18 protein-coding genes are annotated in these 21,377 nt (G+C 64.0%); 10 read left to right on the top strand and 8 right to left on the bottom strand.

What is annotated here, in order from left to right:
* The first annotated feature begins 110 nt into the window (after positions 1-110).
* The 4 genes from AC0L3D_RS26065 (at position 111) to AC0L3D_RS26050 (ending at position 4,838) form a co-directional block, all read left to right on the top strand.
* Positions 111-1,085: a WD40 repeat domain-containing protein gene (locus tag AC0L3D_RS26065; RefSeq protein ID WP_473626969.1), complete on the top strand. Its 975-nt coding sequence runs from the start codon at positions 111-113 to the stop codon at positions 1,083-1,085.
* Between the two features lie 126 nt (positions 1,086-1,211).
* Entirely contained in the window at positions 1,212-2,594 is a 1,383-nt protein-coding gene (locus AC0L3D_RS26060) for an aspartate aminotransferase family protein (RefSeq protein WP_473626967.1), read from the top strand.
* Positions 2,595-2,607: 13 nt separating this feature from the next.
* Positions 2,608-4,029, top strand: a complete 1,422-nt coding sequence (locus AC0L3D_RS26055; protein ID WP_473626965.1) for a glutamine synthetase family protein — start codon at positions 2,608-2,610, stop codon at positions 4,027-4,029.
* 86 nt (positions 4,030-4,115) lie between these two features.
* Complete coding sequence (locus AC0L3D_RS26050; protein WP_280806757.1) at positions 4,116-4,838, top strand: UdgX family uracil-DNA binding protein; 723 nt, start codon at positions 4,116-4,118, stop codon at positions 4,836-4,838.
* Between the two features lie 3 nt (positions 4,839-4,841).
* Here the strand turns inward: AC0L3D_RS26050 and AC0L3D_RS26045 are convergent, their stop codons facing one another.
* The 4 genes from AC0L3D_RS26045 to AC0L3D_RS26030 form a co-directional block, all read right to left on the bottom strand.
* Positions 4,842-6,107 carry a glycerate kinase type-2 family protein gene (locus AC0L3D_RS26045; protein ID WP_473626964.1) on the bottom strand — a complete coding sequence of 422 codons (1,266 nt, stop codon included), beginning with the start codon at positions 6,105-6,107 and terminating at the stop codon, positions 4,842-4,844.
* Entirely contained in the window at positions 6,104-6,607 is a 504-nt protein-coding gene (locus tag AC0L3D_RS26040; RefSeq protein WP_473626962.1) for a heme-degrading domain-containing protein, read from the bottom strand. The genes AC0L3D_RS26045 and AC0L3D_RS26040 overlap by 4 nt, the downstream gene beginning before the upstream one ends.
* A gap of 74 nt (positions 6,608-6,681) precedes the next feature.
* The gene (guaD, locus tag AC0L3D_RS26035) at positions 6,682-7,995 is read right to left on the bottom strand and encodes a guanine deaminase (RefSeq protein WP_473626961.1); all 1,314 of its coding nucleotides are present in this window, start codon (positions 7,993-7,995) and stop codon (positions 6,682-6,684) included.
* 2 nt (positions 7,996-7,997) lie between these two features.
* Positions 7,998-9,215, bottom strand: a complete 1,218-nt coding sequence (locus tag AC0L3D_RS26030) for a urate hydroxylase PuuD (RefSeq protein WP_128168396.1) — start codon at positions 9,213-9,215, stop codon at positions 7,998-8,000.
* 243 nt (positions 9,216-9,458) lie between these two features.
* On the opposite strand from AC0L3D_RS26030, the gene AC0L3D_RS26025 reads away from it, so the two are divergent.
* Positions 9,459-10,379 (top strand): LysR family transcriptional regulator, encoded by a 921-nt coding sequence (locus AC0L3D_RS26025; RefSeq protein ID WP_023796825.1) that lies wholly within the window; start codon positions 9,459-9,461, stop codon positions 10,377-10,379.
* Positions 10,380-10,400: 21 nt separating this feature from the next.
* Here AC0L3D_RS26025 and xdhC read toward each other — a convergent pair whose 3' ends face one another.
* The 4 genes from xdhC to uraH form a co-directional block, all read right to left on the bottom strand.
* Entirely contained in the window at positions 10,401-11,396 is a 996-nt protein-coding gene (gene xdhC / locus AC0L3D_RS26020; protein WP_473626959.1) for a xanthine dehydrogenase accessory protein XdhC, read from the bottom strand.
* 76 nt (positions 11,397-11,472) lie between these two features.
* Positions 11,473-13,821 carry a xanthine dehydrogenase molybdopterin binding subunit gene (gene xdhB, locus AC0L3D_RS26015; protein WP_473626957.1) on the bottom strand — a complete coding sequence of 783 codons (2,349 nt, stop codon included), beginning with the start codon at positions 13,819-13,821 and terminating at the stop codon, positions 11,473-11,475.
* Positions 13,821-15,302: a xanthine dehydrogenase small subunit gene (gene xdhA, locus AC0L3D_RS26010; RefSeq protein ID WP_473626956.1), complete on the bottom strand. Its 1,482-nt coding sequence runs from the start codon at positions 15,300-15,302 to the stop codon at positions 13,821-13,823. Before xdhA ends, xdhB begins: the two co-directional genes overlap by 1 nt.
* Positions 15,303-15,305: 3 nt before the next feature.
* Entirely contained in the window at positions 15,306-15,680 is a 375-nt protein-coding gene (gene uraH / locus AC0L3D_RS26005) for a hydroxyisourate hydrolase (RefSeq protein ID WP_128172889.1), read from the bottom strand.
* A 175-nt stretch (positions 15,681-15,855) separates the two neighbouring features.
* Here uraH and puuE point away from each other — a divergent pair, with 175 nt between their 5' ends.
* The 5 genes from puuE to AC0L3D_RS25980 all read left to right on the top strand — a co-directional run bounded on the left by puuE (position 15,856) and on the right by AC0L3D_RS25980 (position 21,345).
* Entirely contained in the window at positions 15,856-17,289 is a 1,434-nt protein-coding gene (gene puuE / locus AC0L3D_RS26000) for an allantoinase PuuE (RefSeq protein ID WP_128172888.1), read from the top strand.
* Positions 17,290-17,318: 29 nt separating this feature from the next.
* Positions 17,319-18,182 (top strand): bifunctional allantoicase/(S)-ureidoglycine aminohydrolase, encoded by an 864-nt coding sequence (locus AC0L3D_RS25995; RefSeq protein ID WP_473626953.1) that lies wholly within the window; start codon positions 17,319-17,321, stop codon positions 18,180-18,182.
* A complete protein-coding gene (locus AC0L3D_RS25990; protein ID WP_027151451.1) occupies positions 18,179-18,682 on the top strand; it encodes an ureidoglycolate lyase in 504 nt (167 codons plus the stop codon). Before AC0L3D_RS25995 ends, AC0L3D_RS25990 begins: the two co-directional genes overlap by 4 nt.
* A complete protein-coding gene (locus tag AC0L3D_RS25985) occupies positions 18,682-19,275 on the top strand; it encodes a nucleoside deaminase (RefSeq protein ID WP_473626951.1) in 594 nt (197 codons plus the stop codon). The genes AC0L3D_RS25990 and AC0L3D_RS25985 overlap by 1 nt, the downstream gene beginning before the upstream one ends.
* Positions 19,276-19,359: 84 nt before the next feature.
* Positions 19,360-21,345: a CocE/NonD family hydrolase gene (locus tag AC0L3D_RS25980; RefSeq protein ID WP_473626949.1), complete on the top strand. Its 1,986-nt coding sequence runs from the start codon at positions 19,360-19,362 to the stop codon at positions 21,343-21,345.
* Positions 21,346-21,377: the final 32 nt, after the last annotated feature.

Here is a 21,377-nt window from a genome sequence, read left to right as displayed (position 1 = left end):
GCCAATCCACCTTCTCCCACAACAAGGAGAGAAGGCAAGCTGCACCTATCCGCGCTGGCGGCTCCCCCGCGGAGGTAGACGACCAGCGGAAATCTCGAACGGAATCTCCCATGCCGACAGTCGCCCCGCTTGATCTCCAGGGACATTGCATCGCCGCCGTCTTCCTTGGCGACGTGCCGCATTTCGCACTGGCCGACGGCACAATCCATCGGCTGGACCATGGCCACAAGACGGCGCAGGCCAATGACGGGCTTCTCGCCGCCTTCCACGATGCGGCCAACGACCGGCTGATCACCGGCGGCGAGGACGGCAAGATTTTTTCCGTTACCGCCGGCGGCAATGCGGCAGAATTGGCAAGCGCCGGGAAGAAATGGATCACCAGCGTTGCCGCCGGACCACAGGGCGCCATCGCCTATGCCTCGGGCAAGATCGCCTTCGTGCGTTTCTCCGACGGCAAGACCAAGGAATTCCTGCATCCGCGTTCGGTAGAGGGGCTGGCGTTCTCGCCCAAGGGGATGCGCTTCGGCGTCGCCCGCTACAATGGCGCGACGCTGCATTTCCCGGCGGCGAACGGCAAGCCGGTCGAGCTGGAATGGGCCGGCGCCCATACCGGCATCACCTTCTCGCCGGATGGCGCCTTCCTCGTCACCACCATGCAGGAGAACGCGCTGCATGGCTGGAAGCTCGCCGATGGCAAGCACATGCGGATGACCGGCTATCCCGGCAAAGTCAAAAGCCTGGCATGGGCGCCCAAGGGAAAATGGCTGGCCAGTTCCGGAGCCCCGGCGGCGATCGTCTGGCCGTTTTCGGGCAAGGACGGGCCGATGGGCAAGGCGCCGCTGGAACTCGGCACGCGCGGCAACGCCATGGTGACCTCGGTCGCCTGCCATCCGAGCCAGGATGTCGTCGCCGTCGGCTATGACGACGGCATGGTGATGGCGGTGCGTTTCGCGGACGCCAAGGAGGTGCTTCTGCGCCGACCGGGCAAGGGCGCCATTACCTCGATGATGTGGGACAAGGAGGAACGCCGCGTCGCCTTCGGCAGCGCCGCCGGCGACTGCGGCGTCATCGATATTTCGGCCTAGGGCCGTAGGGGAGTAGGGCAGTAAGGGAGTAGGAACACATTCCCCTATTGCCCTCTGTCACTGAACCGCGCGGCCAATTGCGGTTCCGGCCGTCGATTGGCTAGAGTGACGCATGAGGGGGTATTCATGCATACAATCGACCATTCAAAGATGGCGATCGGTGGCATCAGCACTGCTCGCATCGCGGATCTGCGCGAGACCGAGGCCGAAGCCTTCCGCAAGGCAAGGCCGAAATCAGCAGCCAAGGTCGGCAACGGCCTGCCGGGCTTCTTCGGCGGGGTGCCGATGCACTGGATGAACGACTGGCCGACGCCGTTCCCGATACTGGTCGACAGCGCCAGAGGCGCCACAATCACTGACATCGACGGCAATCGGCTCGACGATTTCTGCCTCGGCGACACCGGCTCGATGTTCGGCCACTCGCCGCCGCCGGTCGCCCACGCCATCCGTAGGCAGGCCGGACGCGGCCTGACCTACATGCTGCCTTCGGAAGATGCACTCGCCATCGGCCCGCTGCTGCAACAGCACTTCGGCCTGCCGTTCTGGCAGATTGCGACAACGGCGACCGATGCCAACCGCTTCGCGCTGCGCGTCGCCCGCGCCATCACCGGCCGGGGCAAGATCCTGGTCTTCAACGGCTGCTATCACGGCTCGGTCGACGAGACGATGGTGCGCCTGGTCGACGGCAGACCGGCCAACCGGCCAGGACTGGCCGGCGAATTCCGCGACCTGACCGGGGCGACCGATGTCGTCGAGTTCAACGATGTGCCGGCGCTTGAGACAGCACTCCGGGACCAGCAAATCGCCTGTGTCGTCACCGAGCCGGTGCTGACCAATTCCTGCATGGTGCTGCCCGATCCCGGCTTCCACAACGCGCTGCGGCGTCTCACCCGCGCCGCTGGCACCCTGCTTCTGATCGACGAGACGCACACGATCTCGACCGGTCCCGGCGGCTACACCAGGAAACATGGCCTGGAGCCGGACCTGTTCGTGCTCGGCAAGCCAATCGCCGGCGGCGTGCCAGCCAGCGTCTGGGGCATGAGCGATGGCGTCGCCACCCGCTATGCCGACTATGTCAGGACCAAGGAACCAGGCTATTCCGGCATGGGCACGACGCTCTCGGCCAATCCACTGCAGTTCGCAGCGATGCGCGCCACGCTCGAAGAGGTGATGACCGACGAGAACTATAGCCATATGGACCATCTGGCGCGGCGGCTCGACGCCGGGCTGACCACCGTCATCGCCCGTTACCGCCTGCCTTGGCATGTTGCCCGAGTCGGCGCCCGCGTCGAGTTCATCTGCGCACCCGGCCCGCTGAGGAATGGCGGCGAGGCGGAAGCAGCGCACGCACCGGCGCTCGAAGCGGCTGTCCATGTCGCGCTGGTCAATCGCGGCGTGCTGATCGCGCCGTTCCACAACATGATGCTGATCTCGCCGGCGACCAGCGCTGCCCAAGTGAACCGCCTGATCACCGCCTTCGGCGCGGTTGCGGCAAGGCTCGCGGCATGAGACAAGCTTGCACATGAGAGAAGCGCACAAGCAAACTTTGAACGCCATCATCGCCTCCCCTTCGGGCTCAACGCCCGCCGAGGCGCATACCTTTCTCGACGCCCATCCCGAGATCGAAGCGTTCGACATCGTGCTGACCGATGCCAATGGCGTCGGGCGTGGCAAGATCGTGCGCCGGCACGAGTTGATGAGCATCTTCGAGGGCGGCAGGCATATGCCGATCTCGATCCTCGGCCTCGACATCACCGGCGAGGACGTGCACGAGACCGGACTGATCTGGACGACGGGCGACGGCGACCTGCGGGCATGGCCGATCCCCGGCACGCTGGTGCCGCTGTTCGGCACACAGCCGCCGCGCGGCCAGGTGCTGATGGCGATGTACCATCTCGATGGCCAGCCGATGTCCTCCGACCCGCGCCTGGCGTTGGGCCGGCAGGTGGAGATACTGGCGGCCAAGGGCCTGCATCCGGCCGGCGCCTTCGAGCTCGAATTCTTCCTGCTTGCCAACGAGCGCGACGCCGACGGCAAGGTGCAGCCGGCGCACGCGGTGCTCGACGGCCGCCGCTCGGCCAAGACAGAGGTCTATTCCGTCGACCATCTGCACGGCATGGAGCCGCTGTTTTCCGATATCTATGCCGCGGCCAGGGTGCAAGGCATCCCGGCCGAGACGGTCATTTCCGAATATGCGCCCGGCCAGTACGAACTGACGCTTAACTATCGCAAGGACGTGATGCGGGCCGCCGACGACCTCGTCATGCTGAAGCGGCTGGTGCGGGCGCAGGCGCGCCGCCACGGCGTCACCGCCTGCTTCATGGCCAAGCCGATCGAGAAATACGCCGGCTCCGGGATGCATTTCCATGTCTCGCTGCAGGACAAGGCCGGCAACAACGTCTTTGCCGAAGCCAGCGGCGAGACCTGGTCCTTGCCGCTGCTGCGCGGACTGGGCGGCCTCATCCAGACCATGGCCGAATCGATGCTGGTGTTTGCACCGCACGCCAATTCATGGCGGCGTTTCGTTTCGCAATCCTATGCGCCGGTGGCGCCGACCTGGGGCGTCAACAACCGCTCGGTGGCATTGCGCGTGCCGGCTGGCGACGCAAAAAACCGGCGCATCGAGCACCGGCCGTCGGGCGTCGACGCCAACCCCTATCTGGTGGCGGCAACCGTGCTGGCCGGCATCGTCAAGGGTCTCGATGAGAGCCTCGATCCAGGCCCCGAAACCACCGGCAATGGCTACGAATCAGCAATCACGCGCACCACCATGCCGGTGGACTGGCGCGCCGCGATCGAGGCGGCAAGGGCCTCGACATTCCTCAAAGCGGCGCTGGGGGAAGATCTGCACCGAACATTCGTGGCGATCAAGCAATCCGAATATCTGCGGGTGGCGCGTACGGTCAGCGAACTGGATTATCATCTCTATCTGCACGAGGTGTGAGGCATCGCATCGCCGGTCATTCGCCCAGCGAAAGCCGGGTCCCGGCTATTTGAAGGAACCTTTCGGGGGCTTCGCTCATTCCGCATCTGATCGCAGCAGCGGGCAAGGCCGCATCAGCCATGATCGCCAGGATGCAGACAAATTCTCCACACCACGCCAAGGTGCAGGCAAGACGCTGGCCCAAGCCTGAATTGCCTGAGACGGCAGAAGACGATGGCGCAAGCACCATTCCCGAACTCAGCGAAGTGGCGAAGGCCTGTCGCCGCTGCCCGCTGTGGCGCAACGCAACGCAGACCGTGTTCGGCGAAGGGCCTGACAAGGCCAAGGTGGTTTTCGTCGGTGAACAGCCAGGCGACCAGGAGGATCTGGCCGGCAAACCTTTCGTCGGTCCGGCGGGAAAAGTCTTCGACGCCATCCTGGACGATGCCGGCGTCGACCGGCTGAAAGTCTATGTCACCAATGCGGTCAAGCATTTCAAGTTCGAGCCGCGCGGCAAGCGGCGCATCCACTCGAAGCCGAATACCGGCGAGGTACAGGCCTGCCGCTGGTGGCTCGACAGGGAACTCGATCTGATCAAGCCCAATCTGGCGGTGGCGCTCGGCGCAACGGCGGCGCAGTCACTGCTCGGCAAGGTCGTGCCGATCATGAAGATGCGCGGCGCGGTCGTGGATCGGGACGATGGCTTGCCTGTGTTCGTCACCATCCACCCGTCCTTCATCCTGCGTATTCGCGAGCCGGCGGACAAGCAGGCCGAACGCGAGCGGTTCCTGCAGGACATGAAGGCAGTGAAAAAGCTGATGGCCGCCTGACCCCTATCTGATCAGGATTGCCCTCAAATCATTGACGTTCGTCCCGGTCGGGCCGGGCACGAAGAGATCGCCGACGGCGTTGAATGCCGTCCAGGCATTGTTGCCGGCAAGCATCGCCTTGGCATCGACGCCTGCCGCCCGCATCCGCGACACCGTCGAGCCGTCGGCAAAGGCGCCGGCATTGTCCTGCGAACCGTCGATGCCATCGGTGTCAGCGGCCAGTGCATGGGCGCCCTCCATGCCGCTGATGCCGATGGCGAAGGCAAGCAGAAACTCGGTGTTACGACCGCCCTTGCCCTTCGCCCGCACGGTCACCGTCGTCTCGCCGCCTGATAGAATCAGCACGGGCTTCGGGAAAGGCCGGTTGCGCGTCGCGACTTCACGGGCGATTGCCGCATGGACACCCCCAACTTCGCGCGCTTCGCCCTCGATGGAATCGGAGAGGATGGCCGCCTCGATGCCATGGCGCCTGGCTTCGGCCGCAGCCGCTTCCAGCGAGACACCGGCCGAGGCGATCAGATGCACTTCGTTGCGCGAAAAACGCGGATCATCGACGCGCGGCGCATCGGCGGCCGGCGAATTGATATGCGCCATCACGGCAGCCGGCAGTTTCATGCCATAGGCGGCGATCGATGCCAGCGCCTCTTGGCGGTTGCCGGAATCGGGAACGGTCGGGCCGGAAGCGACAAGCGCCGGATTGTCGCCGGGAATGTCGGAGACCACCAAAGATACCAGCTTTGCCGGATAGGCAGCTGCCGCCAGCCTGCCGCCCTTGATGGTGGAAACATGCTTGCGGATGGTGTTCATGGCGGCGATCGGCGCGCCGCAGGCGAGCAGCGCCTCGTTGACGGCGATCTCGTCAGCCAGCGTCAGACCTTCGGCGGGCGCCGGCAGCAGCGCCGAGCCACCGCCGGAGATGAGCGCCACGACCAGATCGTCCGCGGTCAGCCCCTGCACCTTTTCGAGCAGCCGGCGCGACGCTTCGAGCCCTGCGGCATCCGGCATCGGATGCGCCGCCTCGATGATCTCGATGCGCTGGCATGCCGCGCCATAGCCGTAGCGGGTGACGACCAGCCCTTCGATCCGCCCGTCCCACACTTTTTCGAAAGCCGCCGCCATCTGCGCCGAGCCTTTTCCTGCACCAATGACGATGGTGCGCCCCTTCGGCATTGCCGGCAGATGATCCCTGATCGTCCTCTGCGGATCAGCGGCGGCAACGGCGGCATTGAAGATGGCGGCGAGGAAGGATTTGGGATCGAGCGCCGTCATTTTGCTTCCGGCGGCAGTGCCAGCTCGCGCCCGTCGACGCCGAGGTGGCTGCACAGCGCATCGACGACGACGCCGTGATCCTCACGCTCCGGCAGGCCCGAGACCGCGATCACACCGATGACGCCGGAACCTTTGACCGTTATGGGAAAGCCACCACCGGCCAGCACATAGTCCGATATGTCGAGCCCCTCGCCTGGCTTGAAGCTGCGGTCGGGACGCTGCTGCTCCAGCACCATGCGGTAGGTGCTTTTCAGGAACCGCTGCACCACGTTGATCTTGCGCCGCGCCCAATCCGGATTGGAGGCGTTCGAGCCCGGCATTGCCGCGTAGAACAGCGGCCGGTCGAAGGTCCTGATGTCGACGATGATCGGCAAGCTCTGGGCCAGTGCCCGGTCGCGGATCGTCGAGCCGATCTTGAAGGCGACAGCTTCGTCGAAGACCGAGAAGACAAGCTCGGCTTCCTGTTTCTGGATCAGAGCGATATCGTCTGCAACCGCCATGTCGTTCCCCTATCAACGTCGCGGCACCCTTTGACCGATGGCTGCCGCTGGGTCAAGCGGGGCGTGTGGGATAGCTAAACCGCCATATCGGTCTTCATCGCCCGCCCGGCGACGTAGACCTCGCGCACGGCACGGTCGTCGCCCAGCGTCTGCAGCAGAAACAGCTCCTCCGCCAGCGTGTCCGCCGTCTCCATCCGCAGCCGCATGGCCGGCGTGGCGCGGGCATCGAGGACGACGATGTCGGCATCGCTGCCTTGGTCGAGCGTGCCGATCCTTTCCACGATCGACAGCGCCTCGGCATTGCCGCGGGTGAGTTGCCAGAACGACTGGAACGGATTGAGCTTCTCGCCGTTCAGCGCGATCACCTTGTAGCCCTCATCCATGGTGCGCAGCATCGAGTAATTAGTGCCGCCGCCGATATCGGTGGCGGTGGCGATGCGGAGTGGTTTTTCGCGGCGGCGGTAACGCTGATAATCGAACAGGCCCGAGCCGAGGAACAGGTTCGAGGTCGGACAGAACACGGCGACCGAGCCCGTGTCCGAAAGCGCATCCGCCTCGCGTTCCGAAAGATGGATGCAGTGGCCGAACAGGCTTTTGCGCCCGAGCAGCCCATAGCGCTCGTAAACATCGGTATAGTCGCGTGCCTGCGGATAGAGTTGCAGTGTAAAGGCGATCTCGGCGTGGTTTTCCGACAGATGCGTCTGCATGTGCAGATCAGGATATTCGCGGCAGAGCGCGCCCGCCATTTCCAACTGTTCGGGCGAGGAGGTGATGGCGAAGCGCGGCGTGATGGCATAGTGCTGGCGCCCCTTGCCATGCCACTCCTTAATCAGCGCCTTGCTGTCGTCATAGGCCGATTGCGGCGTGTCGAGCACGCCCTCCGGTGCGTTGCGATCCATCATCACCTTGCCGGCGATGTTGAGCATGTTGCGGTGATGCGACTCGGCGAAGAACGCCTCGGCCGATTCCTTGTGCACCGAGCAATAGGCGGCGACGGTCGTCGTGCCGTGGCGCAGCATCTCGTCGAGGAACAGCCTGGCGATGCGGCGGCCATGCTGGGCGTTCTGGAATTTGGTTTCCTCGGGAAAGGTGTAAGTATTCAGCCAGTCGAGCAGTTCGGCGCCGTAGGAGGCGATGACCTGCATCTGCGGAAAATGCGCATGCGGGTCGATGAAACCAGGCAGCAGCACATGCGGACGGTGGTCGATCTTTTTTGCGCCTTCATCAGCCTTTTTCTCGACGTCGGCATAGGCGCCCGCGGCAACGATCCTGCCGTTGCGAAGCAGCAGGCCGCCGTCGTCCTCGTAGCGCCAGGCGGAATGGTCGTCGACGGTCTCAGGCCAGCGCAGGAAGGACAGCGTGCGGCCGCGCAGGAGGGTGCTGGTCATGCTTATTTCCCCGCCTCCTCGAACCATGCCACCAGCAGCGTCCGCTCCTTGTCGGTGATATGGGTGACGTTGGCGGGCGGCATCGCGTGGCTGCGGCCGGCCTGCAGGTAGATCTCGCGGGCCTGCCCGGCGATACCGGCGTCCGTGTCGAGCATCACACCTTTCGGCGCGTGATAGATGCCCTCGTAGGACGGCTCCTGCGCATGGCACATCGAGCAACGGCCAAGCACCGTATCGCGCACTGCGGGAAAATGCGCCGAGGCGATATAGACCTGTGCCGTCGAGGACGCCTTGACTTCGCCGGTCAGCACTTTCGGCGCGGTTGACAGCCAGATGATGACGACGAACAGGACGGCGGCAGCCAGCCAGATCCAGGTCGGGTTGCCCTTGCGCGCATGCATGGTGTTGAAATAGTGCCGGATCAGCACGCCGATGATGAAAACCAACGAGGCGATCACCCAGTTGAACTGGGTAGCAAACGCCAGCGGGTAGTGGTTCGACAGCATCAGGAAGAGAACGGGCAGCGTCAGGTAATTGTTGTGCAGCGAGCGCTGCTTGGCGATCTTGCCGTATTTCGGATCTGGCTTCCTGCCGGCGATCAGATCGGCGACGACGATCTTCTGGTTCGGAATGATGACCATGAAGACATTGGCCGACATGATCGTCGCGGTGATGGCGCCAAGATGCAGGAAAGCGGCGCGGCCGGTGAACAGATGGGTAAGACCCCAGGCGATGAACACCAGCACGCCATAGAGCACCAGCATCAGGCCGGTGTCGCTCCTGCCAAGCGGCGAACGGCATAAGAGATCGTAGACCACCCAGCCGACGCCGATCGTCGCCAGCGACAGCAAGATGCCTGTAGGCACCGACATGGCAAGCACGTTGGGATCGATCAGGAAGAGGTCCGCGCCGGCATAGTAGACGACGCACAGCATGGCAAAGCCCGACAGCCAGGTAGCGTAGGATTCCCATTTGAACCAGGTCAGGTGCTCAGGCATTTCGGTCGGCGCCACGAGATATTTCTGGATGTGGTAGAAGCCGCCGCCATGCACCTGCCATTCTTCGCCGAAGGCGCCGACAGGCATGCCCGGACGCTGGCGCAAGCCGAGATCGAGCGCGACGAAATAGAAGGACGAGCCGATCCAGGCTATGCTGGTGACGACATGCAGCCAGCGCACGGCGAAACTCAGCCAGTCCCAGAAAATCGCAAAATCGATCATTGAAAAGTCGTCCCTGCCGATTGGGTGACTTTACGGACTGGAGCGCAAACGGAAAGGGCCGAGCGGCACGATGACTTTCAAAAAAAAATGGAAAATACTACAGCGCCGCGCGTCCCTTGGACGCGCAAAGGACGCTGTAGAACTTTTATCTGGTGCATGATCCTTTCCGAAAATCGATTCCGATTTTTCGGGGTCATGCACTAGGGTTATCCCTGCGCAGCCGCATGAGAGCCCCAAAGCCGCATGGCCTATCTCGACAACATCTCCGTCTTCGTTCGCGTCGTCGAGCTCGGCAATCTGTCGGCGGCGGGGCGCGACATGCGCATTTCGCCAGCGGTCGCCTCCAACCGCATCAAGGAGCTCGAAAAACATCTCGGTGTCAGGCTGTTCAATCGCACGACGCGGCAATTGATGCCGACCGAGCACGGCACGGTGTTCTACTCCGGCGCCAAGCAGGTGCTTGAGGCGGTCACCGAGGCGGAAGCCGCTGTCAGCGCTTTGTCCGGCCAGCCGCGTGGCACCATCAAGGTGACAGCGCCGCTTGGCCTCGGCCGGCGGCTGGTGGCGTCGGGAATCCCCGATTTCCACGACAAATATCCTGACATCGAGGTTCGGCTGAGGCTTTCGGACCACAATGTCGACATCATGAAGGAAGGCATCGACGTCGCGTTCAGACTGGGTATCATCGAGGATTCCAGCCTGAGAATGCGCGGCATCATGGAGTGCGAGCGGGTGCTGGTGGCGGCGCCGAAATATCTGGAGACGCGCGGCGAACCGACCGAGCCGCAGGAACTGATCGCCAGCAAACACGACTGCCTGATGCTGCGCTACGCCGGCGCGCGCGAATATGTGTGGACGCTGCAGACGGCCGACGGTCCGCGGAAATTCGAGGTGCACGGACCCTATGACACCGACGATGGCGACGTGCTGACCGGCTGGGCGCTGTCGGGCCGCGGCATCATCAACAAGCCGCGCTTCGAGGTCGAGCCGTTCATCCGCGACCGCCGTCTGAAGGTGATCCTGCCCGACACTCCACCGACGCCGGTGCAGTTCGCCGCCGTCTACCCGCACAAGAAGCTGCAGGACCCGAAGGTGCGGCTGCTGCTCGATTTCATGGCCGAGCGCTGCCAACGGCTGATCAAGGAAATTCTGGCCGGCAAATGAGCGTTGCTCGAATTCTGGCCGTCAGCCGGCCATTGCCTTGCCACGAGAGACGGGGTGCGGCGCGGCTCGCGCGCCAGCATGGGCGGCCAGTGCCGTCATGATCTCGGCCGCCGCCAAGGCCGCAATGACTTGCGGACGCTTGTCCTTGACCGCATCGCCGCCGATCGGCGAGACGAGGCCGGCAAATTGCGCCTCGCTGCCGTCCGCCGCCTTCAGGAACCAGTTCCTGAATGTCGCCTTCTTGGTCTTCGAGCCGATCATGCCGACATAGGCGGCATCCCGGCGTTTCAGTGCCTCGGCGACGATCAGGAAATCCAGTGCGTGGTCGTGAGTGAGGACGACGAATGCGGCGCCAGCCGAAGCCTTGCGCACCATCGCCTCGGGCATTGGCGTCAGGCTGGTTTCGACCGTGTCCGGCATGCCCTCCAGCGCCTCGGCCCGCGTCTCGACAACGACGACACGGACCGGCAGCAAGGCCACCGCCGAGGCTAGCGCCTGGCCAACATGGCCGCCGCCGAAGATGTAGACATGCGGCAGCTGCGCCTGCTCGGCGTCCGCCGCCGCGACCAGCTCTTGCGCCAACGCCGTGTCGACCAGCCGGATCAGCACCTCGACCCTGCCGCCGCAGCACTGCCCGATCTCGGGCCCGAGCGGGACATCGAGGGTAGCGCGGACATCCCTCCCCCTTGAGGGGAGGGTGGCGGCGAAGCCGTCGGGTGGGGTCGCCGCGCCAGTGCTCGACATTTTCTTAGGTCGCGTGCTTCCTCTACCGACCCCCTCTGGCCGCTCCGCGGCCATCTCCCCCTCAAGGGGGGAGAAAAGCAGCTGCCGTGCCTTATCGATCGCGATGAATTCGAGCTGGCCGCCGCCGATCGTGCCAAAAATCGCCGCGCCCGAGACGAGCATGAAGGCGCCCTTCTCGCGGGGCGTCGAGCCTTTGGTCCCGGCCACCTCGACCAGCGCGACACGGCCGGCGCCGCCAAGAAATGCTTTCAGGGTTTGCACTTTCGAGGTCATGTTTTTGCTTTCCCTATCGGGAAACATAGGGTTTTTCGGCCCGGATTGCACGCCTTGTACGAACCCGGGACCGACTTCAAGCACCAGCCTTGGCTTCCCTCTTCAGCCGTTCGATCGCCATCAGCACCCGCTCCGGCGTCGCCGGTGGGTCGAGGCGCGGGCAGATCCGGTGGTCGGCAACGCTTGCCACCGCATCCGACAGCGCATGCAGCACCGAGATGCCGAGCGGCAGCGGCGGCTCGCCGACCGCCTTGGAGCGGTGCACCGTCGGCTCGCTCGCTTCCGGCCAATCGGCCAGCGTCACATTGAAGATCTTCGGTCGGTCCGAGGCGAGCGGAATCTTGTAGGTCGACGGCGCATGGGTGCGCAGCCGGCCGTTTTCGTCCCACCAAAGCTCCTCCGTCGTCAGCCATCCCATGCCCTGGATGAAGCCGCCTTCGACCTGGCCAAGGTCGATGGCGCGGTTCAGCGAGCGTCCGGTCTCGTGCAGGATGTCGGTGCGCTCGACGACATATTCGCCGGTCAGCGTGTCGACCGAGACTTCCGAGCACGCGGCGCCATAGGCGAAATAGTAGAAGGGACGACCCTCGCCCTTGTCGCGATCCCAATGGATTCTCGGCGTCTTGTAGAAGCCCGCCGCCGAAAGCTGGATGCGCGCCATATAGGCCTGCCTGATGAGATCGGCGAAGGCGATCTCCTGGTTGCCAATGCGCACCCGGTTGGGCAGGAACAGCACCTGGTCGCGCGGCACCTGGTATTTTTCGGCTGCGAAGTTGGTCAACCGCTCCTTGATCTGCCGGGCCGCGTTCTGCGCCGCCATACCGTTGAGGTCGGAACCGGACGATGCGGCCGTCGCCGAGGTGTTCGGGACCTTCCCGGTCGTGGTCGCGGTGATCTTTACCTGGTTGAGGTCGATCTGGAATTCTTCCGCCACCACCTGCGCCACCTTGACGTAGAGACCTTGCCCCATCTCGGTGCCGCCATGGTTCAGATGCACCGAACCGTCGGTGTACACATGCACCAGCGCGCCGGCCTGATTGTAGTGCGTCGCGGTAAACGAGATGCCGAACTTGACCGGCGTCAGCGCCAATCCACGCTTGATGAAGCGGCTGTTGGCGTTGAAAGCTTCAATGGTGCGGCGACGCCTCGCATAGTCGCAACTCGCATTCAGCTCGGCGACGATGCGGTGGATGATGTTGTCCTCGACCGTCTGGTGATAGGGCGTGACGTTGCGGTCGCTGGTGCCATAAAAATTCTTCTTGCGAATCTCGAGCGGGTCCTTGCCAACGGCAAAGGCGACCTCTTCGATGACACGCTCGGCGCCGACCATGCCTTGCGGCCCGCCGAAGCCGCGGAAGGCGGTGTTCGACACGGTGTTGGTGTAGAGCGGCGCCGATTGCGCATGAACCGCCGGCCAGAAATAGGTGTTGTCGCAGTGGAACAGCGCGCGATCGGTGACCGGGCCCGACAGGTCCGCCGAGAAGCCGCAGCGCGCCGCAAACATGAAATCGACGCCGAGGATATTGCCCTCGTCGTCGAAGCCGACCTCGTAATCGACGAGGAAGTCATGGCGCTTGCCGGTGGCGATCATGTCGTCGTCACGGTCGGGCCGGATTTTCACCGCGCGATGGTGTTTTTTCGCAGCAATCGCCGCGAGCGCGGCAAACTGGTTGCCTTGCGTTTCCTTGCCGCCAAAGCCGCCGCCCATGCGGCGGATCTCGACCGTGACGGCATGGCTCGGCACGCCGAGCGCATGGCTGACCATGTGCTGGATTTCGCTCGGATGCTGGGTCGACGAATAAATCGTGACGTCCTGATCCTCGCCGGGAATGGCCATGGCGATCTGGCCTTCGAGATAAAAATGGTCCTGGCCGCCGATGCGCATTTTTCCTTTCAGCCGGCGCGGCGCCGCCCTGATCGCAGCCGCGGCATCGCCGCGCCTCAGGGTCAGCGGCGGCGTGACCAGCTTGTCCTTCCTGGGATCGAGGACGCCGATGTCGGTGACGAAAGGCAATTCCTTGTATTCGACCTTGGCCTGCCTTGTGGCGCGGCGCGCCTGCTCGCGGGTTTCGGCGATGACGCAAAAGATCGGTTGGCCGAAGAACTGCACCTTGCCGTCGGCCAGCACCGGTTCGTCGTGGCGGCCGGTCGGCGAAATGTCGTTTTCGCCCGGCACGTCGCTCGCCGTCAGCACGTCGACGACGCCGGGTGCTGCGCGCACCGCCGCCAGGTCCATGCTGCTGATGGTGGCATGCGTGGCCGTCGAAAGCCCGAGGCAGCCATGCAGCATGCCGGATGATTCCGGCATGTCATCGATATAGACGGCCGTGCCGCGGACATGCTTGTGCGCGGAATCATGACGCTGGTCGGTGGCAACGCCACCAGCGATTTTCTGCGACTTGAGGTTTGGAGCGTGCTTGGTCATCACGCCGCCTCGTGGCGCGATATCTGGATCGGTGCTTTGGTGCCGCTGGTCTCGGCCAAGAACCGCAACAGCAGGTTGCGCGCCGCCAGCGCCCGGTATTCGGCGCTCGCCCGCATGTCGGTCAGCGGGGTAAAGTCTTTGGCGTACTCGGCCATGGCGGTCTCGACCATCGGTTCCGTCCAGGGCCTGCCGAGCAGCGCCTTTTCCACGCCGAAAGCCCGCTTCGGCGTTGCCGCCATGCCGCCATAGGCGATGCGCACCTCCGCCACCGTGCCGTCCTTGGCCAGGGCCAGCAGGAATGCGCCAAGTGCGGCGGTGATGTCCTCGTCACGGCGCTTGGTGATCTTGTAGACGGCGAATTTGGTATCCCTGCCCGGCACTGGGACATGCACGGCCTCGACGAATTCGCCCGGCTGTCGGTCCTGCTTGCCATAGGCGATGAAGAAGTCTTCAAGCGAGATCGTCCGCCGCTTGTTGCCGCGGCGCAGCGTCAGCCGCGCGCCGAGTGCGATCAGCGGCGGCGGCGTGTCGCCGATCGGCGAGCCATTGGCGATGTTGCCGCCGATCGTGCCCATGTTGCGCACCTGGTCGCCGCCGATGCGATCGAACAGCGGGCCCAGCGCCGGGATGCGTTTCGCCAGCATTGAGAAAGCCTCGGTGTAGGTGACACCAGAGCCGATCGAGATGATGCCCTTGTCTTCGGAAATCCGGCACAGCCCGTCGAGATTGCCGATGAAGATCGCCGGCGCAATCTCGCGCATGTGCTTGGTCACCCACAGGCCGACATCGGTCGAACCGGCAACGATGGTGGCGCCCGGCTCCTTGTCGAGCACGGCGGCGAGGTCGTCGGCATCGGCCGGGACGACCAGGCGCTGCTTGCCGGCGCCGATCTCGATGCGCGAACCGTCTTTCATCGCTTCGAGCTTGCTCGTGATCGCCTCGCGCTCCGCTGCCAGCGGATCCTTTGCCGCCTTGCCGTAGCTGGAGATGGCACGTGCCGCCCGCATGATCGCCTCGTAGCCGGTGCAGCGGCAGAGATTGCCCTGAAGCGCCTTTTCGATGGCTGCATCCGACGGCTCCGGTGACCGCATCCACAGGGCATAAAGCGACATGACGAAGCCCGGCGTGCAGAAGCCGCATTGCGAGCCGTGGAAATCGACCATCGCCTGCTGCACCGGATGCAGTTTTTCGCCGTCGCCGCGCAGATGCTCGACGGTTACCACATGCGTGCGATCGAGCGAGCCAAGGAAGCGGATGCAGGCATTGACGCTTTCATAGACCAGCCGGCCGCCTGACAGTCTTCCGACCAGCACGGTGCAAGCGCCGCAGTCGCCCTCGGCGCAGCCTTCCTTGGTGCCGCGCAGCGAGCGCTCGAGCCGCAGCCAGTCGAGCAAGGTCTCGTCGGGCGCGACCGTGGTCAGCGCAATTTGCTCGCCATTGAGAATGAAGCGTATCTCGCTGCGTATGTTGAGCGTGGCCATGCCTCAACTCCCGCGATAGGTCGAATAGCCGTAGGGCGATATGAGCAGCGGCACATGATAGTGCATCGGCTCGGCCATGCCGAAGCGGATCGGCACGCTGTCGAGGAAGGCCGGTTCCGGCAGTCTCAGCCCCTGCCGGCGCAGATAGTCGCCGGCGGCGAAGACCAGCTCGTATTCGCCGGTGCTGAATTCCGCGTCGGCAAGCAGCGGCGCGTCACAGCGGCCGTCGGCATTGGTGATCGCTGTCTTCAGATGCGTCCGCATGTCGTCGTTGATGCGGTAAAGCTCGATCGACAGGCCGGCCGCCGGCCGGCCGGTCGCGGTGTCGAGGACATGGGTCGTCAGACGTCCGCCTTCGGCTTTCGACGTTTCCGCCACTGGCTGCTCCCATTCCGGTACACTCAAAACGTGCTTGACGAATTGTGCGCCAATTAAAGGCGATGCATAAGTCCCGGTCGAGTGAAGTGCTGCAAAAACACTTTCAAAAATTTTCGGGGGAATGCGCAAGCAATCCTTTCGACTATCCTGATCACACTATCCGGCAGGAGCGACAATGCGTTACGAACGAGACATGCGCGGCTACGGCGCCAATCCGCCGGATCCGAAATGGCCCGGCAGGGCGCATGTCGCGGTGCAGTTCGTCGTCAATTACGAGGAAGGCGGCGAAAATTGCGTCCTGCACGGCGACAAGGCTTCGGAAGCCTTCCTGTCCGAGATCGTCGGCGCTGCACCCTGGCCCGGGCAGCGCCACCGGAACATGGAATCGATCTACGAATATGGCGCCCGCGCCGGCTTCTGGCGATTGCTGCGCCTGTTCACCGAGGCTGAGGTGCCGATCACCTGCTACGGCGTCGCCACAGCACTGGCGCGTTCGCCCGACCAGGTCGTGGCGATGCAGGAGGCCGGCTGGGAGATCGCCTCGCACGGGCTGAGATGGATCGACTACCGCGACCATGCGCCGGAGGACGAGCGCCGCGACATGGACGAGGCAATCCGGCTGCACTACGAGGTGACCGGGGCACGGCCGACCGGCTGGTACACCGGCCGCACGTCGATCAACACCGTGCGGCTGGCGGCGGAAGAGGGCGGCTTCGACTATGTGTCGGACACCTATGACGACGAGCTGCCGTACTGGTTCGAGCATGGTGGGCCGGACGGGTCGGCAAAGCCGCAGCTCATCATCCCCTATACGCTCGACGCCAACGACATGCGTTTCGCCACGCCGCAGGGCTTCAACTCGGGCGACCAGTTCTTCGCCTATCTCAGGGATAGTTTCGACACGCTCTATGCCGAGGGCAAGGCAGGGCGGCCGCGCATGATGAATATCGGCCTCCACTGCCGCCTCGTCGGCAGGCCGGGCCGGGTCGCGGCGCTGAAGCGCTTCGTCAACTACGTCAAATCGCACGACAGGGTCTGGCTGGCGCGACGCATCGACATTGCAAGGCACTGGCAAGAGAACCATCCGTTCCGGCCACCGACGCTGCGCCCGTCGAAGATGGAATTCGAGGCTTTCGTCCAGGCATTCGGCGGCGTATTCGAGCATTCGCCGTGGATCGCCGAGCGCGCCTATGAGCTGGAGCTCGGTCCGGCGCATGACAGTGCCGGCGGTCTGCACAATGCGCTGTGCCGTGTCTTTCGCGGCGCCAGCGAGACCGAGCGGCTCTCCGTGCTCAACGCCCACCCCGACCTTGCCGGAAAACTGGCTCAGGCCAAGCGGCTGACAACGGAATCGGCCAGGGAACAGGCTTCCGCCGGGCTCGAGGCGCTGACCGATAAAGAGCGCGAGCTGTTCTCCAAGCTCAATGCCGCCTACGTCACCAGTTTCGGCTTCCCCTTCATCATCGCGGTGAAAGGCAAGACCAAGGAAGAAATCCTGGCGGAGTTCGAGGCGCGCATCGGCAACAGCCGCGGCGTTGAATTCGAAACCGCCTGCAAACAGGTCGAGCGTATCGCACTGCTCCGCCTCAAGGACATGCTTCCGCAATAGGCCTGGCTTCCGCAACAGGCTCTGAACTGATGGATACGATGAAAATGGCCGACCGAACCTATTACGCGCCGCAGGGCGGCCACTCCGGCCAGAGTGAGCTGCTGACCGGCCGGGCCGTCTTCACCGAGGCCTATGCCGTCATTCCACGGGGGGTGATGCAGGACATCGTCACCAGCGCCCTGCCGTTCTGGGACGAGACCCGCGTCTGGGTGCTGTCGCGCCCGCTGTCGGGTTTTGCCGAGACGTTTTCGCAATACATCGTCGAGGTCGCGCCCGGCGGCGGCAGCGACCGGCCGGAACCGGATGCCGGCGCCGAGGGCGCCCTGTTCGTGGTCGAGGGCGAGCTGACCGTTTTGCTGGCTGGCGAGAAACATGTCCTGCAGCCGGGCGGCTTTGCTTTCCTGCCGCCGGCCAGCGGATGGACCGTTCGCAACGAGGGCGGCGCACCCGTTCGTTTCCACTGGATCCGAAAAGCCTACGAATCCGTGGAGGGCATCGATACGCCGCAAGCCCTTTTTGCAAACGAACAGGACATCGCGCCCACGCCCATGCCCGGCACCGAAGGCAGATGGGCGACAACGCGTTTCGTCGATCCCGAAGACATGCGCCACGACATGCACATCACCCTGGTTACACTCGAGCCGGGCGCGGTCATCCCCTTCGCCGAGACCCATGTCATGGAGCACGGCCTCTATGTGCTGGAGGGCAAGGCGGTCTACCGCCTTAACCAGGACTGGGTCGAGGTCGAGGCCGGCGACTATATGTGGCTGCGCGCCTTCTGCCCGCAGGCCTGCTATGCCGGCGGTCCGAGCCAGTTCCGATATCTGCTCTACAAGGACGTCAACCGGCATGCCAAGCTTGGCGGCGCCGGCGTCGCGAGGCGCGCGCCATGAGCCGCATTGTGGCGCGCCCGCTGACCCGCGAGAACTTCGCTGAATTCGGCGACGTCATCGATATGGGCGGCGACAATCACTACCCGATCAATGGCGGCAAGGCGGAACGCTACCACGACCTCGCCACCGCCGAGGCGCAGGGACCGAATGCGCGCGTGCTGATCTCTATGGTGCGCGGCACGCCTTACGATTTTCCGCTGAAGCTCACCATGGTCGAGCGTCACCCGTTCGGCAGCCAGGCTTTCATCCCGCTGTCGCCACGGCCGTTCCTGGTCGTCGTCTGCCATGACAGCGACGAAGGCCCAGGAGAGCCGCACGCATTCATCACCGCGCCCGGGCAAGGCGTCAATTACCCACGCAATCGGTGGCACGGCGTGCTGACGCCGATCGGTGAGGCCCAGGATTTTCTCGTCGTCGACCGCGGTGGCGACGGCTCCAACCTCGAAGAGTGCCATTTCTCGCACGGTTACGAGATCGATCTGCCGGACAGGAGCCAATAATGGCCGATACTTCGCTGATCGACCGCCTGCTCGACGTCATCGAGCATGACATCGTGCCGAAGACGGCCGAAGGCGTCGCCCATGGCAACAAGCTGTTCGGCGCGGCGATCTTGAGAAAGGATGACCGCTCGCTGGTGCTCGCCGAAACCAACAACGAGGCGGAAAATCCGCTCTGGCATGGCGAGGTGCACTGCCTGAAGCGGTTCTACGAAATGCCGAAGGCCGAGCGCGTCGACACCAAGGACGCGATCTTCCTCGCCACGCACGAACCCTGCTCGCTCTGCCTGTCGGCGATCACCTGGACCGGCTTCGACAATTTCTACTATCTGTTTTCGCACGAGGATTCGCGCGACAGCTTCGCCATCCCACACGACCTGAAGATCCTGAAGGAGGTCTTCACCCTCGACCCTGGCGGCTACAATGCCGAGAACGCCTATTGGAAGAGCTTTTCGATCCGAAGACTGGTGCGGTCGCTGCCCGGGGCCGAGCGCAAGCGGCTGGAAGCACGGATCGGCAAGATCTCGGCGCGCTACGACGAACTGTCCAGCGCTTACCAGGCGAGCAAGGACGAAAACGACATTCCGTTGAGTTGACGCGGATTGACCAATCGAATTCGTTGGCTGGCCCACGACGACGTCCCACGGGCTCCATCATTTGGCGGTCCTGGAGTCGCCCGCATGAAAACCGTCACTGAATTTCCCCGCAAGGTCGTCGAGTTTCCGGACATGGGCATCGGCATGCCGGATGGCTGCCGGCTGTCGGCGCGCGTGTGGATGCCGGCCGATGCCGCCGACGATCCGGTGCCGGCGATCCTCGAGCACCTGCCCTACCGCAAGCGCGACGGCACGATCTTTCGCGATCAGCTGACGCATCCCTATTTCGCCGGCTATGGCTATGCATCGATCCGCGTCGACATGCGCGGCAATGGCGATTCCGAAGGGCTGATGGACGACGAATATTCGGAGCAGGAATTGCAGGACGCCTGCGATGTGATAGCCTGGGCGGCCGCCCAGCCCTGGTGCAACGGCAATGTCGGCATGATGGGCATCTCCTGGGGCGGCTTCAACTGCCTGCAGGTTGCAGCCAAGCAGCCGCCGGCGTTGAAGGCAGTCATCAGCCTGTGCTCGACCGTCGACCGCTATGCCGACGACATCCACTACAAGGGCGGCTGCCTGCTGATCGAGAATTTCGGCTGGGCCTCGACCATGCTGTCCTATTCGTCGCGGCCACCGGACCCGCTGCTGGCCGGCGACAACAGATGGCGCGACCTATGGCTGACCCGGCTGGAGAACCAGCCCTTCCTGGCGCCGCTGTGGCTGAGACACCAGCACCGCGACGCCTATTGGAAGCGCGGTTCGATCTGCGAGGACTATTCCGCCATCCAAGCCGCCGTGCTGTCGATCGGCGGCTGGCATGACGGCTATCGCAATACGATTTCCTACCTCGCGGCCAATATCGAGGCGCCGGTCAAGGGCATCGTCGGCCCGTGGATCCACAAGTACCCGCATTACGCCGCACCGAAACCAGCGATCGGCTTCCTGCAGGAGGCCTTGCGCTGGTGGGACCGGTGGTTGAAAGGCATCGACACCGGCGTCGAGGCCGACCCGGCCTACCGCGCCTATGTGATGGACAGCGTGCGCCCCGCGCGTTGGCATCCCGAGCGGCCCGGCCGCTGGGTTGCCGAAGCAGACTGGCCATCGCCCAACATCAAGGCTGAGGCCATCGAACTGATCCCGGAAGGCGCCAGGCCTGCAATCGTGGCTTCGCCACAAAGCTGCGGCCTCGCCGGCGGCGAATATTTCCCCTTCACCTTCGGGCCGGAACTGCCCGGCGACCAGCGCCCCGACGATACGCTGTCGGTGTGTTTCGACCAGCCCCCGCTCGGCGAGGCGATCGACATTGTCGGCGCGCCGGAGGTTTTGATCCAGGTCGCCTCGGATCGACCGCAGGCGAACATCGCGGTGCGGCTGTGCGACGTGCATCCTGACGGCGCATCCGAATTGATCTCCTACGGCGTGCTCAACCTGACGCACCGCAACTCGCATGAATTCCCCGAGGCGCTGGTGCCGGAAGAGACCGTTTTGGCGCGGGTGGTGCTCGACCAATGCGCCTATCGCGTGCCATCAGGCCATCGCCTGCGTATTGCCGTTTCGAACGCCTACTGGCCGATGATCTGGCCATCGCCGGAACCGGTTCGGCTCGACCTTTCGGCGGCTACGCTGAAGCTGCCGCTGCGTCCGCCGGCGCAAGGCGACGAAGTCACGTTCCCTACGCCCGAGGCAGCCGTGCCCTGGGCAACCGAAACGGTCCGTGCCGCCAATTCGGAGCGTCATGTTGATCGCGACGAGAAGACCGGAATCGTCACGCTTTCCATTGTCGACGATTTCGGCGAGGTGCGCGACCTGGAGCATGGCCTCGCCAATGGCAGCGTCGCCCGCGAGACATGGGCGATCCATCCTGACAATCCACTGTCAGCGTCGGGCAAGACGCACTGGACGCAGACGCTGTCGCGAAATGGATGGTCGGTGCGCACAGAAACGTCAGCCGAGATGCGGTCCGATGCGCAAAACTTCATTATTAGCGCCAGAATCGAAGCCTATGAAGGCGAGGAACTGGTTTTCGAGCGTAATTTCGAAGAGAAAATCCCGCGCGATCTGCTTTGAGCGCTTATGCGGATTGGTCCAATTGCGACGTA

It is taken from the genome of Mesorhizobium sp. WSM4837, from assembly GCF_055811435.1.
Note: the sequence above shows the minus strand (reverse complement) of the source record. Positions and strands in the feature narration are given on the sequence as shown.